This is a genomic window from Aeromonas sp. QDB17 (assembly GCF_027705305.1).
Classification (GTDB): domain Bacteria; phylum Pseudomonadota; class Gammaproteobacteria; order Enterobacterales; family Aeromonadaceae; genus Aeromonas; species Aeromonas caviae.
In genome coordinates this window covers 59,616-75,153 of the sequence record NZ_JAPDBP010000005.1, presented here as the reverse complement: position 1 = coordinate 75,153, position 15,538 = coordinate 59,616, and the positions used below count along the sequence as shown (strand labels likewise).

Sequence of the window (15,538 nt, the reverse complement as noted above, 5' to 3'; positions counted from 1 at the left end):
GGGTCAGGCCCGGGTGAAATCCACCTTGTCGACATCCAGGCTGGTGACCTTGACGGTGATCGCCAGCCGGACCCGGAACTCATGGCGCTGGCGTGGCAGGAAGAAGAACAGGAACTTCTCCACCCGTACCGACTCCTCGGCCTCGAGCACCTCGACCTCGAGGGGTTCGATGCGCAGCATCACCTTGGGGCTCTCCTTGAGCAGGCTGGGTTGCACCTGGCTGAGGGCGGCGGCGAACGCCTGCTGGCGAGTCGCCCCCTTGCCGTTGACCGTGATCCGGGTGGTGAAGTGCTCTTTCATCAGGCGCGTCCGTGTTTCTTGGCGAAGGCTTCGATCAGCTTCTGGCCCAGCTCTTCCTTGTCCATAAAGCCGAAGCCCAGTACCACGCACCCCTCGTTGATGGCGGTGACACCCTCTTCGATGGATCGCATGCCGTAGCGGCACTTGTAGCCGTACTTGGTCTGGGCCGTGATGGCGCCCGCGCCACCGCTGCCGCAGAAGGAGATGCCAAGGTCGGCCTGCTCCTTGTTCATCACATCACCGAGTTTCATGTCGGCGGCCATGCCGGGGATGACGGTCACGGTGGCGCCGGCGGCTTCTGCGCCTGCCCCCACTTTCTGACCCTTGCCGAGACGATCTCCAATCACGAGTTTGATGGCAGTCATTTAGCTTTCTCCTTTTACTGAGCTGAGTTCGTTTTCTTTGGCCACTTCAAAATGGACAGACAAGAGGTGCGCCTCCTCGTAGGCGAGGCGGTCGAGCCAGGCGACGACCTGCTCTGCCAGGCGCAGGGAGAGGGGGGAGATCTCCTCGAACAGGCTGAGGTCGACCTCCGGCAGGGATTCCCCGCTATAGGAGCGCCACACCATGGCCTTGACGTGGGAGGCCAGCATCTGCTGCTGCACGTCGTTGGGGCGTATGCCCTGATCCGCCAGCAGGTTGTGAATGCGGGCCAGGGTCAGGTCGGTCTTGCGCAGCAGTGCCGGGCTGTCCGGGGTCAGGGGGGCGTCATGGGTGTCGGTATTCAAGGTCTGCTCTCCAGGCTGGCAGAAAGGATGGGATCACCATAAAGCGGAGGAGAGTGCGGGAGGAGGCAGGTTTTTTCCGATTCGAAGTGGAAATCCGGAGGAAAAGGCATCAAAAGAGGCCTTTTTGGCGTTGAGGATGAGGAAAGGAGCGGACTGGCGGCAAGGGAGTGTGATCGGTGGCGGGTTTTGACGGCGTCTTCGCCCGATTGCTCATTGGCGCAATGTGTGAGCTGTCTCACGCACAGGTGGGAGCCGGAGGAAAGCGGGCACAAAAAAGGGCCCTGTCGGGCCCTGCGAGGATCCGCCTCTCAGGTGGCGGGTGCCGCACTGCTGGTCGGCAGGGTCTGATTCTGGTAGCGCAGGTCCTCTTCGATGATGACATCGACGTCCAGCGGCTTGCCGTTGCGGATCACCGAGATGGTGAGCTTGGTGCCGGGGCGGCTCTCGACGATCTTGTCCATGACGGGACGCACGCCGGTGATGGCCTCTCCGTTGATCTTGAGCAGTACATCCCCACGTTTGAGACCGGCCTTGGTGGCTGGGCCATTGGGATCCAGGCTCTCCACCACCAACCCCTGCAAGTCCCCCAGGTTCAGCATGCGCGCGACGATGGGATTGATCTCGACGCTGGAGATGCCGAGGTAGCCGCGGATGACCCGGCCGTTGGCGATCAGCTCGTCCATGATGCGCTTGGCCAGCTTGTAGGGGATGGCAAAACTGATGCCATAGCTCTCCTGATTGCCGTTGAGGTGGTAGGCGGCGGTATTGATACCCACCAGATCGCCACGGCCATTGACCAGGGCGCCTCCGGAGTTGCCCTCGTTGATGGCGGCATCGGTTTGTAGCAGATCCTGTCTGCCATTGCTGTCCGGCCCCATGCTGGAGAGGCCGATACGGCCGGTGGCGCTGATGATGCCCTGGGTGATGGTCTGGCCGACGTTGTAGGGGTTGCCGATGGCGAGCACCACGTCTCCCACGTCCGGCAGACGATCCGGGTCCTGCGGGATCACCGGCAGGTTGTCCGATTCGATGTAGAGCACCGCCAGATCAGTCAGTTTGTCGGTGCCGACCAGCTCTGCACTGAATACCCGACCATCTTGCAGGGCGACGATGATCTGGTCCGCATCGGCGATGACGTGATAGTTGGTGAGCACGTGACCGCGCTGGTTCATGATGACGCCGGACCCCAGCCCCTGGGGTCTGAGTTCGGCTTTTTCACCGCGATTGCCGGCGAAGCTGCGGGTGTAGATGTTGACGACGGCAGGGCCGGCGCGATGGGCCGCGTAGGAGAAGCTCAGCTCGCGGGCATTGGTGATGAGGCCCGGCAGGGGGGCGCCGCCACGAAAATTGGGGAACACCAGCAACAAAAGCGCAGCCATGGCGAGGCCAAAGCCGACGGACTTGCCCAAGTAGCTGATCAGAGGTGGGATTTTCATGTCTTTCTCGTCCGTACAGGCTGCGGGCAGAGAATAACATTATCGATGGATAAAAATCACCCGCGGCGGTTGCCGCGGGTGTGAGGGGCTTAACGGATCACCAAATAGAGCGAGGAGTCACCGCGCTGGATATTCAGCGCCAGGACTTCCGGCTTGTTTTTCAACACCTTGGTCAGTTCACCCATGGAGTTGATGCGCTGGCGGTTGACCCCGATGATGATGTCGCCCTTTTGCAGGCCGGAGGCGGCTGCCGGTGAGCGGGGATCGATGTCGGAGACGGCCACGCCGGTAACGGGGTCCGTGGTGGTGCTCAGCTTCGCTCCTTCCAGTGCCGGATGCAGGGCGCTGGCCAGGATCTCGCTGTCATCCGCTTTCTTCAGGGTGACCTTGACGGTCTGCTCCTTGCCGTCACGAATGAGGCCGAGCGAGACCTGCTTGTCGGCCCCCATGGTGGCGATCTTGGCACGCAACTCGCCGAAGGAGCGGATGGGCTTGCCATCGATGCTGATGATGATGTCGCCTGCCTTGATGCCCGCCTTGGCGGCGGCGGAGTCAGGCATGACCTGGTTGACGAAGGCACCGTCCTTCTTGTTGTAGCCGAAGGTTTTGGCGATTTCGCTGGTGAGCTCGGTGCCGGTGATCCCCAACTGGCCACGGCGCACTTCGCCGTATTTCACGATCTGCTCGGAGAGATCGCGTACCATGTTGGACGGGATGGCAAAGCCGATGCCGATGTTGCCGCCGTTGGGGCCCAGGATGGCGGTGTTGATGCCGATCAGCTCCCCGCGCAGGTTGAGCAGGGCGCCGCCCGAGTTGCCGGAGTTGATGGCCGCATCGGTCTGGATGAAGTTCTCCAGATTTTCGATGTTGAGGCCGCTGCGACCCAGGGCGCTGACAATGCCGGAGGTGACGGTCTGGCCCAGGCCGAACGGGTTGCCGATGGCCAGCGCGTAGTCACCGACTCTCAGCTCGTCGGAGTCGGCGAACTTGATCTGCACCAGATCCTCGGCCTTGATTTGCAGCAGGGCGATATCCGACTGTTTGTCTTCCCCTATTTTCTTGGCTGCATACTCACGGCCATCCTTCAGGTTGACCTTGATCTCGTCCGCCTCGTGGACCACGTGGGCGTTGGTGATCACGTAGCCTTTCTTGGCATCGATGATGACGCCGGAACCAAGCGCCTGGAAGGGCTGCTCGCTCACCTGCTCGTCAGGCATGTTGGGGCCGAAGAAGAAGCGGAATTGTTCCGGCAGGCGCTGGCGGGTGATCTTCTTGCCAGAGACGGAGATGTTGACCACGGCAGGGGTCACCTGCTCGAGGACGGGGGCCAGGCTCGGCATCTCCTGGTTGTTCGCCATCAGGGGCAGTGCGGCCTGCGCCGGTGCTGAGGACATGGCGATACCGACACTGAGGGCTAAGACACTGAATACAGAAAGAGATTTACGCATATGAGAAACAGCTCCCAGAAAAAGTTGCAGTGCAATCGTCAAGGTCTGACCACGATAAAGCGTAATTAGTTCAACCGACGATCAGCCCGGCTGCTTGAGCAGGCCGGACGCACCGGCGTAATCGCGGGGAGGAAGGCCCGGCTCCTCGCTGTTGGCGGCATCGCCTGTTTCTTCCACTTCGGGTTCGCGGAACAGTGGTTCCTGTACCTTGGCCAGGAACTTGCTCTGTTCCGCCATATGGCGATAAAGGGTCTGGTACTGTTCGGCCAGTTGCTCCATCAGGGCGGCGCTGTCGGCGAAGTGGGTGGTGATCTGCCCCTGGTAGCTTTCCAGCTCCTTGTGGGCTTTTTTCAGCTCCTGTTCCAGGCGTCCGGCATCCCGGCTACGGACAGAGAAGCGGCCGATCAGCACGCCGATGATCAGGGCGGCGATCGCCAGCAGGATCCCGTTAAACAGAGTCATAGAAGCTCCTTGTTACAGCTAACACGATGAATTTGAAGCGGTCGGATGGACCGCAACGCCTCGTTGGCACTATACCGTGCCCCCTGAGAGCGTGATACCATTTTGTCCCTCATTCAGGGACTTGGAGGCGGTTTACAGGATGACCCCGCAGCAAAAATATCAGCAGGATTTGCAGCGCCCCGGCTTTGTGGCCGATCCGGCCCAGGCCATGGCAGTCGCCCGCCTGGAGCGACTCTATCAGGATCTGTGCGCAAGCCCGACTCCGACCAGATCCCGTGGCCTGCTGGGTTGGCTGCAAAAGCCGAAAACCCGTGACCCCGTCCAGGGGTTATATATGTGGGGCGGTGTGGGCAGAGGCAAGACCTGGCTGATGGATACTTTTTTTGAGAGCCTGCCGGGGGAGCGCAAACTGCGCATCCACTTCCACCGTTTCATGCACCGTGTGCACGACGAGCTCAGAGGGCTGACCGGTCAGTCCGATCCGCTCAAGCTGATCGCCCGCAAGCTGACCGACGAGACCGACGTCATCTGTTTCGACGAGTTTTTCGTCTCGGATATCACGGATGCCATGCTGCTCGGCACTCTGTTCCAGGAACTCTTTGGCCATGGCGTAGTGCTGGTGGCCACATCCAACATCCCCCCTCAGGATCTCTACCGCAACGGGTTGCAGCGTGCTCGCTTCCTGCCTGCTATCGCGCTTATCGAGCGTCACTGCGAGGTGATCAATGTCGATGGCGGTGTCGATTACCGGCTGCGAACCCTGGAACAGGCAGAGATCTATCACTTCCCGCTGGATGAGCAGGCCAGGAGCAACCTGGATCGTTATTTCAGCCAGTTGACCGGGATTGGGCCGGTGACTGCCGCCGCACTGGAAGTCAACCATCGCCAACTGAGTGCACTGGGCGTGGGGGAAGGGGTGCTTTATATGGAGTTTGAACAGCTGTGCTGTACTCCACGCTCCCAGGGCGACTACATCGAACTGGCCCGTGAGTTCCACACCGTCCTGCTGGCCAATGTGCAACCCATGGGCAGCGGTACGGATGACGCGGCCCGCCGCTTCATCGCCATGGTGGACGAGTTTTATGAGCGGCACGTCAAGCTCATCATATCGGCGGCGGTCCCCGTGACCGGGCTCTATGGCGAAGGCCTGCTGAATTTCGAATTCAAGCGTTGCCTTTCAAGGCTTCAGGAGATGCAATCGCACGAATACCTTGCCAGAGTGCACCTTCCTTAGTCACAATACCGCGCCTGCCAGTCGGATGGGCATCTGCGGCAGGTAGGGCCGGGCGACATTTGCTAGCTTCATGGCAGTGAAATTAGCAGGTGATATTTAAGGCAACTTCACTTATAATCGCCCGGCCCACGTTACAGCTGTCGATAAGACAGCAACACTTTAAGCTTTACTTGTATTCGAAGGGGTACAGGTAGGCCATCGTTTGTTGTTTGTGGGAGAGCCCCCATAAGCAATTGGGTCTGTAACAGGTAATTGGGTTTAACTTAATGAAAACTTTCGTTGCCAAGCCAGAAACCGTAAAACGTGACTGGTACATTGTGGACGCAGAAGGTAAAACTCTGGGTCGTATCGCAACCGAGATCGCTGCTCGTCTGCGTGGTAAGCACAAAGCCGAGTACACTCCGCACGTTGACACCGGTGACTACATCATCGTTGTAAACGCTGAGAAGGTACACGTAACCGGTAAGAAATTTACCGACAAAATGTACCACGCTCACTCCGGTTTCCCGGGTGGTATCAAGTCCATCAGCTTCGACAAGCTGATTCAGCGTAAGCCGGAAATGGTAATCGAAGCTGCCGTCAAGGGCATGCTGCCGAAGGGCCCGCTGGGCCGTGCCATGTTCCGTAAGCTGAAAGTTTACGCAGGCGCAGAGCACGCTCATGCTGCTCAGCAACCTCAAGTACTGGATATCTAACGGGAACTGGCAACATGGCAGAAAATCAATACTACGGTACCGGCCGTCGCAAAAGCTCCACTGCTCGCGTATTCATCAAAGCGGGTAGCGGTAAAATCGTAATCAACCAGCGCTCCCTGGAGCAATACTTCGGCCGTCCGACTGCCCGCATGGTAGTTCGTCAGCCGCTGGAACTGGTCGAGATGACCGAGAAACTGGATCTGTACATTACCGTTAACGGTGGTGGCATCTCCGGTCAAGCTGGTGCGATCCGCCACGGTATCACTCGTGCTCTGATGCAGTACGACGAGACCCTGCGTTCCGAACTGCGTAAAGCTGGCTTTGTTACTCGTGATGCCCGTAAGGTTGAGCGTAAGAAAGTCGGTCTGCACAAAGCGCGTAAGCGTCCGCAGTACTCCAAGCGTTAATTCGCTTTTGGTACGCACTCTCAGGAGTGTCAAAAAAGCCTGGCAATTTGCCAGGCTTTTTTTATTGGTAATGTTACATGTGACAATGCTAAGCATACGTCACAAAAGACAAAAAATTGTGTATTTATTGTTTTTGCCCATCGACTCCCTTTCTTGTCAAATTGTTATCTTTTCTTTAAAATTTCCATGGTCTTTCTGTGTCAATTGCCACTCCGCTTCCATCGCAGTTGTCAGAGGGAGAGGATAAGTAAACAGGGACACTATAAGAATGAGCGGAGTCCACATGGGAGAGTTTTTGGATGAGCAATGCGCCAGTTGATACCGGTCGCCGCAGATTTCTTACCTGGTCAACGGTTGCCGTTGGCGGTGTAGGAGCTGCTTTTACCGCAGTGCCGTTTATTAAGTCATGGAATCCGAGTGCCAAAGCCAAGGCGGCAGGGGCCCCGGTTGAAGTGGATATCAGCAAGCTGGAGCCGGGTCAGCTGATCCGCGTCGAGTGGCGTGGCAAACCGGTCTGGGTGGTGAAGCGCACCAAGCAGACGCTGGATGCTCTGGCTGCACACGATGACAAGCTGCGGGATCCTGCGTCAGACGAGCCACAGCAACCGGACTATGCCCACAATGGCTACAGATCCATCAAACCGGAAATCTTCGTGGCCGTTGGCATCTGCACTCATCTGGGATGCTCCCCCTCCTATCTGCCCGACAGCTTCGGCGAGCAGGTTCAAGGGGTAACTTCCGGCTTCTTCTGCCCCTGCCATGGCTCCAAATTCGACATGGCTGGTCGAGTGTTCCAGGGCGTCCCCGCACCGCTGAACCTGGTCATTCCGCCATACCAATTTCTTAGCGACACCACCATTCTGGTCGGTGCCGATGTCAAGGAGGCCTGACCATGTTTGCCAAACTCATGGGCTGGATCGATGATCGTTTCCCGCTCACGGCCATGTACAACGACCATATGGCCAAGTATCCGGCGCCCAAGAACCTGAACTTCTGGTACTTCTTCGGCTCGCTTGCCATGTTGGTGCTGGTCAACCAGATCATCACCGGCATCTGGCTGACCATGAACTACAACCCCTCGGCGGAAGGTGCCTTCGCTTCCGTGGAATACATCATGCGGGATGTGGATTACGGCTGGCTGCTGCGTTACATGCACTCAACCGGGGCATCCGCCTTCTTCATCGTGGTCTACCTGCACATGTTCCGCGGCATGATCTACGGCTCTTACCAGAAGCCAAGGGAACTGCTGTGGATCTTCGGCATGCTGATCTTCCTGGTGCTGATGGCCGAGGCCTTCATGGGTTACCTGCTGCCCTGGGGGCAGATGTCGTTCTGGGGGGCCCAGGTCATCATCTCGCTGTTCGGTGCCATCCCCGTTATCGGTGACGATCTGACCCTGTGGATCCGGGGGGACTATGTCATCTCGGGTGCGACCCTGAACCGCTTCTTTGCGCTGCACGTCATCGCTCTGCCGCTGGTGCTGGTGATGCTGGTGGCCATGCATATCTTGGCGCTGCACGAGGTGGGCTCCAACAACCCCGATGGCATCGACATCAAGAAGCACAAGGACGAGAACGGCTGGCCACTGGATGCGGTCGCGTTCCACCCCTATTTCACCGTGAAGGACATGATCGGGGTAGCCGGTTTCCTGTTCTTCTTCTGTGCCATCATCTTCTTCAAGCCGGACATGTGGGGCTATTTCCTCGAGAAACCGAACTTTGAGGTGGCCAATGGCCTGAAGACACCGGCGCATATCGCTCCGGTCTGGTACTTCACCCCCTTCTACGCCATTCTGCGTGCGGTGCCTGACAAGCTGCTGGGGGTCATCATGATGGGCCTCTCCATCGTGGTGCTGTTCCTGTTGCCCTGGCTGGATCGTTGCAAGGTGCGCTCGGTGCGTTACCGCAGCACCCTGCACAAGCTGAACATCGCCCAGTTCGTGGTCTGCTTCATTATTCTGGGGGTGCTGGGGGTGCTGCCATCAACCCCGACCCTGACGCTGATTGCACAGCTCTGTACTCTGGGTTATTTCGGATTCTTCGTCCTGTTGTTCTTCTACAGCAAGAATGAGAACACCAAGCCGCTGCCGGAGAGGGTGACATTCAAATGAAAAGAATAATTTTTGCAGTGCTGGCCCTGCTGCCTGGTCTGGTGTTGGCCTCTGGCGGTGGCTTCCCCCTCGACAAGGCGGAGTACGATCTGAGTGACAAGGCATCCCTGCAACGGGGGGCCGCCACCTTCATGAACTACTGTGCAGGCTGTCACTCCACCCAGTACCAGCGTTATAACCGGGTGGCGGCCGATATCGGCATTCCGGACGATTTGATGAAGGAAAACCTGGTCTTCACCGGCGCCAAGATCGGCGATCTGATGAAGAGCGCCATGTCCGAGAAGGATGCTGCTCGCTGGTTCGGTGCGCCACCTCCCGACCTGACTCTGGTTGCCCGGGTGCGTGGTGCAGACTGGATCTACACCTATCTGCGTTCCTTCTACGTGGACGAGACCCGTCCATTCGGGGTGAACAACGCCGTCTTCCCGTCCGTGGGTATGCCCCATGTGCTGGAGCCGTTGCAGGGGACGCCCCGCGCCGAGTTCGAGACGCACACCCTGGATGGCGTGGAGATGCAGCAAGTCGTCAGCATCAAATCTGACGGCAACGGTGAAATGAACAACGAAGAATATGATCAGACGGTACTGGATCTGGTAAACTTCTTGGTCTATTCGGCTGAGCCGGTGCAGCAGGAGCGCGAACGCATGGGCTTCTGGGTACTCGGATTCATCGCTATCTTCTTCATCTTCACTGTGCTGTTGAAGAAGGAATTCTGGCGCGACGTTCACTAAGCGACCAGATCGGAGTAATATGACGCACGGCAATGAAGACAGACATGCTTCATTGCCGTTTCTGCTTTTTAATGACGGGAGGGTTCAATGGCTGTAGCTGCCAATAAGCGTTCGGTAATGACGCTGTTTTCCGGTGCCAACGATATGTTCAGCCATCAGGTGCGTATTGTCCTGGCGGAGAAGGGTGTTAGCGTGGATATCTGCCAGGTTGATCCTGCCAACCTGCCGGATGAGCTGGCCGAGCTGAACCCGTACAACACTGTACCGACCCTGGTGGATCGCGAGCTGGCGTTGTACACCTCGCGGATCATCATGGAGTATCTGGACGAGCGTTTCCCGCATCCGCCCCTGATGCCGGTTTATCCGGTCGCGCGCGGCAACAGCCGTCTGATGATGCACCGCATCGAGCTGGACTGGTACTCTCTGGCCGACAAGATCATGGCGGGCACCGATACCGAGGCCGCCCGTGCCGAGTTGCGCGACAACCTGCTGGCCATCGCCCCCATCTTCGGCGAGATGCCCTATTTCATGAGCGAAGAGTTTGGGCTGGTCGACTGCTACATGGCGCCGTTGCTGTGGCGTCTACCGAGCCTGGGCATCGATTTCACCGGCCGTGGCGCCAAAGAGCTGAAGGCTTACATGGTTCGCCTGTTCGAGCGTGAATCCTTCCAGGCTTCCCTGACCGAGGCCGAGCGTGAGATCCGTGCCGGCGTATGAGCATGGAACCGACAATGACACCCAGTCGCCCGTATCTGCTGCGGGCGTTTTTTGACTGGTTGCTGGATAACGATCTGACTCCCCATCTGGTGGTCAATGCCAACATTCCCCATGTGATGGTACCGATGCAGTTCGTGCAGGATGGCCAGATTGTTCTGAACATCGCCCCCCGGGCCGTGGGCCAGTTCCACATGGATAATGACGCTGTCAGCTTCAGCGCCCGTTTCGGTGGCGTATCGCAGCAGGTCTATATCCCCATGGCGGCCGTACTGGCCATCCATGCCAGGGAGAACGGAGTGGGGACCCTGTTCCCGCCGGAGCCCGGGTATGACCTCTGGCTGGAACAGGCACAGTCACCCACGTCGGTTGACCCCGAGCCGGAACCACCGCGCCCGAGCGGTCGCCCGACCCTGAAAGTCATCAAATAAAAAACGCAGCCTGAAGGCTGCGTTTTTTCATCCTGCCAGATGGTCAATTCTGGGCAAACTCGAAGGCTTTGATCACCTGCTTAACGCCGCTGACGTGGCGGGCGATTTCTACGGCCTGATCCCCTTCCTGGCGGGTGACCAGCCCAATGAGGAATACCTCGCCATTCTCGGTGACAACCTTCACCTTGGCGCTGTCGAAGTTCTTGGTGCCCAGCATGTCGGCCCGCACCTTGGAGGTGATCCAGGTGTCATTGCTGCGCACGCCGATACTGACTGGTTTGCCAAGGCGCAGCTCGTTGTAGACATGGCGAACCCCTTCAATCCGGCTCACGATTCTGCCCGCTTCCTGTTTGTAAGCGTCAGAGGGTGTCTGACCCACCAGCAGCACACGGCCGTTGTTGCTGTAGACACTGATCTTGCTAGCGGCGCTCAGGGGCTTGTTGTCGGCCAACAGGTTGGCGGCTTTCAGCTCTATGGTCTGATCGTCCCACTGGGCACCCAGGGTGCGGCGATCGCCGCTCGCCTTGGCGGTGCCAGCCGCGCCACCGACCACCACGGCAGCACAGCCTTGCAGCAGCAGGACGCCGGTCAGCAGGGCAAGAGCGAGAATAGGCTTCTTCATGGTTTCAGTCTTCCTGTTGCGGGAAAAGTGTCTGGTCGATGAGATCACAGAGACAGTGCAGGGTCAACAGGTTCACTTCCAGAATACGAGGACGGCGAGCGGAAGGAACGCGGATCTCCACGTCATTGGGGCCCAGCAGACCGGCGATCTCTCCCCCGTCTCCGCCACCGAGAACAATGATGGTCATGTCGCGGGAGAGGGCGGCCTCCGCAGCCTTGATGAGGCTGCGGCTGTTGCCTGTCGTGGTGATGACCACCAGGATGTCGCCTGGTTGTCCCAGAGCACGTATCTGTTTGGCATAGACCTCTTCGAAACCGTGATCCGTGGCGATGGCGCTGATGGTCGCCATGTCGGGCGTCAGGGCGAGACCGGGCAGGGAGGGGCGAGGCGTTTCATAGCAGTTTACCAGTTCGGAAATGAACAGCTGTGCCAATGCCGAGGAAGGACCATTGCCACATGCCATCACCTTGTGGCCATTGAGCAGGCAGATGGTCAGCATCTGGGCTGCCGTATGGATGGCATCCGGCAGTGCTTCGGCGGCAGCTATCTTGGTCTGGATGCTTTCGGTGTAATTCTCTTTGATGGGATCAGTCATGGGGTCCTCTTAAAACGCGTTCTGGATCCAGTCCGGCTGGTCGCCCTCGAACGCGATCACATCGAATCGACAGGCTTGGTTGGCCTCATTGATGGCATGTTGCTTGAAATAGTGGCGCGCGGCCAGCACGATCTTGTGCTGCTTGCGCCGGGTGACCGAGCTGGCTGCACCGCCATGGGTGGCGTTGGCGCGATATCTCACTTCAACGAACACCAGGGTATCCCCCTGGCGCATGATGAGATCGATCTCGCCGCCACGGCAGCGGTAGTTGCGGGTAACGGGTTGCAGGCCGCGGGCCTGCAACCAGCGTTCCGCTATTTGCTCAAAGTGTTGTCCCTTGCTCGTCGCTGCCGACGGCAACAGGTTCAACCACTGCTGGTGAAGTTGTGTCAGTAGCCTCTTCATGAGTCGCATCCTCCAGCTGGGGGGCGGCGCTGTCGCTGACCAGCTTGCCATTCTGGTAGGTGGCCCAGTCCAGCATGCGCACTATGTTGCCCTGGGGATCCACGCTCAGCTGGCCACTCATGCCGGGTTGCTGCATGGCATTGACCTTGCGCATTTGCGGCAGGTTGCCTGCCAGGCTGACGGCATCGTAACCGAGGGCGAACAGGCGCAGCAGGTCGCCCTGGGTCTGGGGCCAGAGCAGGGCAATCTGTTCACGCTGCGTCTCGAAGCCACCCAGCAGCAGTGGCATGTCGGAGATATGCATACCGTTGAGCTCGGATGCCACCTCGGTCGTCCCGCCGTCGTATCCCCGCGAGCTGCTGTAGATGGGCAGGCTGCCCATGGGATTGACCGAGATGTCCACATAGGGCTTGATCATCCGGGTCTCCAGGCTGTTGGCCACCACATAGACGGCGTCGATGCTGCGCGGCGCGGCATCGGACAGCTGGACAATCTCCCCGGCTCGTGCGGTGGAACGGCCGCTCAGAGCGTTCTTGACCATGCCCTGCACTTCGTTGCGCGCCCCGAAGGTGGCAACCACGGGCTTCTCCTGGCTGACGCCGGCCCAGGCCTGTTCAAACGCCTTGATACTGCTGTAGCCAATCCGGCCTTGTGCCGCGATCAGCAGAGGCTTGCGGTAGCCCTGACCATAGAGGTACTGGGCCGCCTGGCTCGCATCGGCAGCGGCGGAAAGCGAGAAATAGAAGGTGTTGTCGTTGACGATCGGCTTGTCCAGCTCGTTGAGCGCCAGTACCGGCACGGTCGGATTCGACTTGAGCAGCTCCTCCACCTGATCCTTGAGCAGGGGGCCGATGATCATGTTGGCCCCTTCCTGAATGGCCTGCTTGTAGAGGTCCCCCATCGCCTTGCCCTGGGTATCATAGAAGTTCAGAGTGAACTGGCTCTGATTTTCTTTGTAGGACATCAACATGCCGTTGCGGATGGCGGCGCCCTGGGCTTCCAGGTTGCCGGAGAGCGGCAGGAAGACGGCGATCTGCTGCAGCGAACCGTTGTCCGTAGTAGCGAGATCCCCAAGGCCGGCCGGCATGTCGCTCTGGGCAGGGTGGTTAGGGAAGCTCTGCTTCCAGCCGGCAAGCTGGCGGGCCAGCTGGCTCGGCTGTGCCCCGAACTCGTTCACCAGCGCCGCAAGACGCAGCCAGCCGGTGGTCACATCGGGAGCTGGCTCCTCTTCGAGCGCCTGCAGGGTGGAGGGGGTCATGCTTTTCAGCAGTGACCAGATCTGCTGGTGATTGGTGGCCAGTTCATTCTTGGCCAGATAAGGTTCCAGCAGGATCAGCGACTTGGCCGCACCAAACTTGTTGTTGATGTCGAGCTGCAGCACCACGCGCTGGCGGTACCAGTCCTTCTGGGTATCGGCATCCAGCACCACATCCGGCTTGCCTTCCAGCAGGATCAGCGCCTGGTTGGCGTTGCCCTGGGCGAGCAGCAGGTGTGCCTGCAGCAGTTGCAACTGCGCCTGCTGCACCGGGCTCTTCGCCTGCTTCTGCAACTGCTGATACAGAGCGGCAGCCGGTTTGGCCTGGCCGAGCGCCAGATAGCTGCGCGCCGCCATCATCTGCCACACGAAGGCCTCTGCCGGTTTGGCGGGATCCACCTGCTCCAGATACCACTGGGCATTCTTGGTCAGATCCGAGAAGGCTGACGGCATGCCGGGTTGTCCGGAAGATTGATTGGGCTCCGACGCACAGGCGGCGAGCAGGACTGCCGCGAGTAGGATGCCGAAGAGTCGTGATACACTTAGCTGCTTTATAACCCGGTTCAAGTTCATTCCCCGACCAGTGTTGAAATTCTCCATAGTGTAAACGGGCCAATATGGCGACACAATTGTCGGGACACTCGGAGCTCCCATGAGTGACATCCCAACCCTGTATATAGTCCCCACTCCGATCGGCAATCTGGCCGACATCACCCAGCGAGCACTGGACGTGCTTCGCAGCGTCGATCTGGTGGCTGCCGAGGATACCCGGCATAGCGGGATCCTGCTCAGCCACTACCAGATCTCGGTACCGACCTTTGCCCTGCACGATCACAACGAGCAGCAAAAGGCGGATGTGCTGATCGCCCGCATCAAGGAGGGCAAGAGCGTGGCCCTGGTCTCCGATGCGGGGACGCCGCTCATCAGCGACCCCGGTTATCACCTGGTCACCCGTTGTCGCGAAGCCGGGGTCAAGGTGGTGCCGCTGCCCGGTCCCTGCGCTGCCATCACGGCGCTGTCCGCCGCCGGGCTGCCCACCGACCGCTTCGCCTTCGAGGGTTTCCTGCCGGCCAAGGCCAAGGGGCGGGATGATCGCCTGCAAGCCGTCATCGAAGACACCCGCTCTCTGGTGTTCTACGAATCGCCACGCCGGGTGCAGGAGACGGTGGAAGCCATTGCTCGCATCCTTGGCGAGCGCCAGGTGGTGGTGTGCCGCGAGCTGACCAAGACCTTCGAGTCCATCCACGGTCTGCCCGCCTCCGAGATGCTGGCCTGGCTCGGAGAGGACGATAACCGTTGCCGCGGGGAGATCGTGCTGGTGGTCGCCGGTGCCAGCAAGGTGGATGACGAGTTGCCTGCGGAGGCGATCCGCACCCTGGGCCTGCTGGTCAGCGAGCTGCCCCTCAAGAAGGCTGCGGCCCTCACCGCCGAGATCCACGGGGTGAAGAAGAACGCCCTCTACAAATACGGTCTCGAGCACTATTAATTGCCGTAAACCGGAATTGACGGTTTACCCCGTCCGTCTCGCGAGGCTATAATCCGCGCCTCGGAGTTGGCTGGGCAATCGCTGCTTCGTCGTTGTGTCCCTCGGGACAGACGGGCGGAGGGGAGGAAAGTCCGGGCTTCACAGGGCAGGGTGCCAGGTAACGCCTGGGGGGCGCGAGCCTACGACCAGTGCAACAGAGAGCAGACCGCCGATGGCCCGCAAGGGATCAGGTAAGGGTGAAAGGGTGCGGTAAGAGCGCACCGCGCGACTGGCAACAGTTCGTGGCACGGTAAACTCCACCCGAAGCAAGACCAAATAGGCCCCTATTGGCGCGGCCCGCGTTGGGGGCGGGTAGGTTGCTTGAGCCAGCGAGCGATTGCTGGCCTAGAGGAATGATTGCTACCCGGGGCAACCCGGTACAGAACCCGGCTTACAGGCCGACTCCGACCTCTTTCCTGAAGAGCCTTGCGATTTATCGC

At 59.4% G+C, this 15,538-nt stretch carries 19 protein-coding genes and 1 other RNA gene; 10 read left to right on the top strand and 10 right to left on the bottom strand.

Translation table 11 applies throughout. The annotated features are described in order from the left end of the window. Window positions 1-3: 3 nt before the first annotated feature. The 6 genes from OKC41_RS06205 to OKC41_RS06180 all read right to left on the bottom strand — a co-directional run bounded on the left by OKC41_RS06205 (window position 4) and on the right by OKC41_RS06180 (window position 4,374). On the bottom strand, window positions 4-300 hold the full coding sequence (locus OKC41_RS06205; protein ID WP_041211841.1) for a DUF4312 family protein: 297 nt from the start codon (window positions 298-300) through the stop codon (window positions 4-6). Then, window positions 300-665, bottom strand: a complete 366-nt coding sequence (locus OKC41_RS06200) for an SFCGS family glycine-rich protein (RefSeq protein WP_010675860.1) — start codon at window positions 663-665, stop codon at window positions 300-302. The genes OKC41_RS06205 and OKC41_RS06200 overlap by 1 nt, the downstream gene beginning before the upstream one ends. Next, window positions 666-1,028 (bottom strand): transcriptional regulator, encoded by a 363-nt coding sequence (locus OKC41_RS06195; protein ID WP_010675859.1) that lies wholly within the window; start codon window positions 1,026-1,028, stop codon window positions 666-668. 308 nt (window positions 1,029-1,336) lie between these two features. Continuing rightward, the gene (degS, locus tag OKC41_RS06190; RefSeq protein ID WP_010675858.1) at window positions 1,337-2,464 is read right to left on the bottom strand and encodes an outer membrane-stress sensor serine endopeptidase DegS; all 1,128 of its coding nucleotides are present in this window, start codon (window positions 2,462-2,464) and stop codon (window positions 1,337-1,339) included. Window positions 2,465-2,553: 89 nt separating this feature from the next. After that, the gene (locus OKC41_RS06185; protein WP_042015057.1) at window positions 2,554-3,912 is read right to left on the bottom strand and encodes a Do family serine endopeptidase; all 1,359 of its coding nucleotides are present in this window, start codon (window positions 3,910-3,912) and stop codon (window positions 2,554-2,556) included. Window positions 3,913-3,993: 81 nt separating this feature from the next. Continuing rightward, complete coding sequence (locus OKC41_RS06180; RefSeq protein ID WP_010675856.1) at window positions 3,994-4,374, bottom strand: YhcB family protein; 381 nt, start codon at window positions 4,372-4,374, stop codon at window positions 3,994-3,996. Between the two features lie 139 nt (window positions 4,375-4,513). Here OKC41_RS06180 and zapE point away from each other — a divergent pair, with 139 nt between their 5' ends. The 8 genes from zapE (at window position 4,514) to OKC41_RS06140 (ending at window position 10,696) form a co-directional block, all read left to right on the top strand. Beyond that, window positions 4,514-5,608 carry a cell division protein ZapE gene (gene zapE / locus OKC41_RS06175; protein ID WP_201901767.1) on the top strand — a complete coding sequence of 365 codons (1,095 nt, stop codon included), beginning with the start codon at window positions 4,514-4,516 and terminating at the stop codon, window positions 5,606-5,608. A gap of 266 nt (window positions 5,609-5,874) precedes the next feature. Then, window positions 5,875-6,303: a 50S ribosomal protein L13 gene (gene rplM, locus OKC41_RS06170; RefSeq protein WP_005336289.1), complete on the top strand. Its 429-nt coding sequence runs from the start codon at window positions 5,875-5,877 to the stop codon at window positions 6,301-6,303. A 14-nt stretch (window positions 6,304-6,317) separates the two neighbouring features. Further along, on the top strand, window positions 6,318-6,710 hold the full coding sequence (gene rpsI / locus OKC41_RS06165) for a 30S ribosomal protein S9 (protein ID WP_005336286.1): 393 nt from the start codon (window positions 6,318-6,320) through the stop codon (window positions 6,708-6,710). Between the two features lie 299 nt (window positions 6,711-7,009). After that, a complete protein-coding gene (gene petA / locus OKC41_RS06160) occupies window positions 7,010-7,600 on the top strand; it encodes a ubiquinol-cytochrome c reductase iron-sulfur subunit (protein ID WP_270671794.1) in 591 nt (196 codons plus the stop codon). Window positions 7,601-7,602: 2 nt separating this feature from the next. Continuing rightward, a complete protein-coding gene (locus tag OKC41_RS06155; RefSeq protein WP_010675853.1) occupies window positions 7,603-8,820 on the top strand; it encodes a cytochrome bc complex cytochrome b subunit in 1,218 nt (405 codons plus the stop codon). Beyond that, entirely contained in the window at window positions 8,817-9,551 is a 735-nt protein-coding gene (locus OKC41_RS06150; protein ID WP_039040484.1) for a cytochrome c1, read from the top strand. The genes OKC41_RS06155 and OKC41_RS06150 overlap by 4 nt, the downstream gene beginning before the upstream one ends. A gap of 87 nt (window positions 9,552-9,638) precedes the next feature. Continuing rightward, entirely contained in the window at window positions 9,639-10,268 is a 630-nt protein-coding gene (sspA, locus tag OKC41_RS06145; RefSeq protein WP_039040485.1) for a stringent starvation protein SspA, read from the top strand. Further along, entirely contained in the window at window positions 10,265-10,696 is a 432-nt protein-coding gene (locus tag OKC41_RS06140; protein ID WP_185367287.1) for a ClpXP protease specificity-enhancing factor, read from the top strand. The genes sspA and OKC41_RS06140 overlap by 4 nt, the downstream gene beginning before the upstream one ends. A gap of 43 nt (window positions 10,697-10,739) precedes the next feature. On the opposite strand, the gene dolP is transcribed toward OKC41_RS06140, so the two are convergent. From dolP to OKC41_RS06120, 4 genes are read right to left on the bottom strand one after another with little or no spacing between them, the layout of a single operon-like run. Then, the gene (gene dolP, locus OKC41_RS06135; protein ID WP_010675849.1) at window positions 10,740-11,318 is read right to left on the bottom strand and encodes a division/outer membrane stress-associated lipid-binding lipoprotein; all 579 of its coding nucleotides are present in this window, start codon (window positions 11,316-11,318) and stop codon (window positions 10,740-10,742) included. 4 nt (window positions 11,319-11,322) lie between these two features. Next, window positions 11,323-11,913, bottom strand: coding sequence for an SIS domain-containing protein (locus OKC41_RS06130; RefSeq protein WP_010675848.1), 591 nt, complete (start codon window positions 11,911-11,913; stop codon window positions 11,323-11,325). 9 nt (window positions 11,914-11,922) lie between these two features. Continuing rightward, on the bottom strand, window positions 11,923-12,318 hold the full coding sequence (locus tag OKC41_RS06125; RefSeq protein WP_201894968.1) for a YraN family protein: 396 nt from the start codon (window positions 12,316-12,318) through the stop codon (window positions 11,923-11,925). Continuing rightward, complete coding sequence (locus tag OKC41_RS06120) at window positions 12,236-14,026, bottom strand: penicillin-binding protein activator (RefSeq protein ID WP_234921276.1); 1,791 nt, start codon at window positions 14,024-14,026, stop codon at window positions 12,236-12,238. Before OKC41_RS06120 ends, OKC41_RS06125 begins: the two co-directional genes overlap by 83 nt. A gap of 199 nt (window positions 14,027-14,225) precedes the next feature. On the opposite strand from OKC41_RS06120, the gene rsmI reads away from it, so the two are divergent. Then, window positions 14,226-15,059 (top strand): 16S rRNA (cytidine(1402)-2'-O)-methyltransferase, encoded by an 834-nt coding sequence (gene rsmI / locus OKC41_RS06115; protein ID WP_042880180.1) that lies wholly within the window; start codon window positions 14,226-14,228, stop codon window positions 15,057-15,059. Window positions 15,060-15,121: 62 nt separating this feature from the next. Then, window positions 15,122-15,508: RNase P RNA component class A (gene rnpB, locus OKC41_RS06110), an RNA gene on the top strand. The last annotated feature ends 30 nt before the right edge of the window (window positions 15,509-15,538 follow it).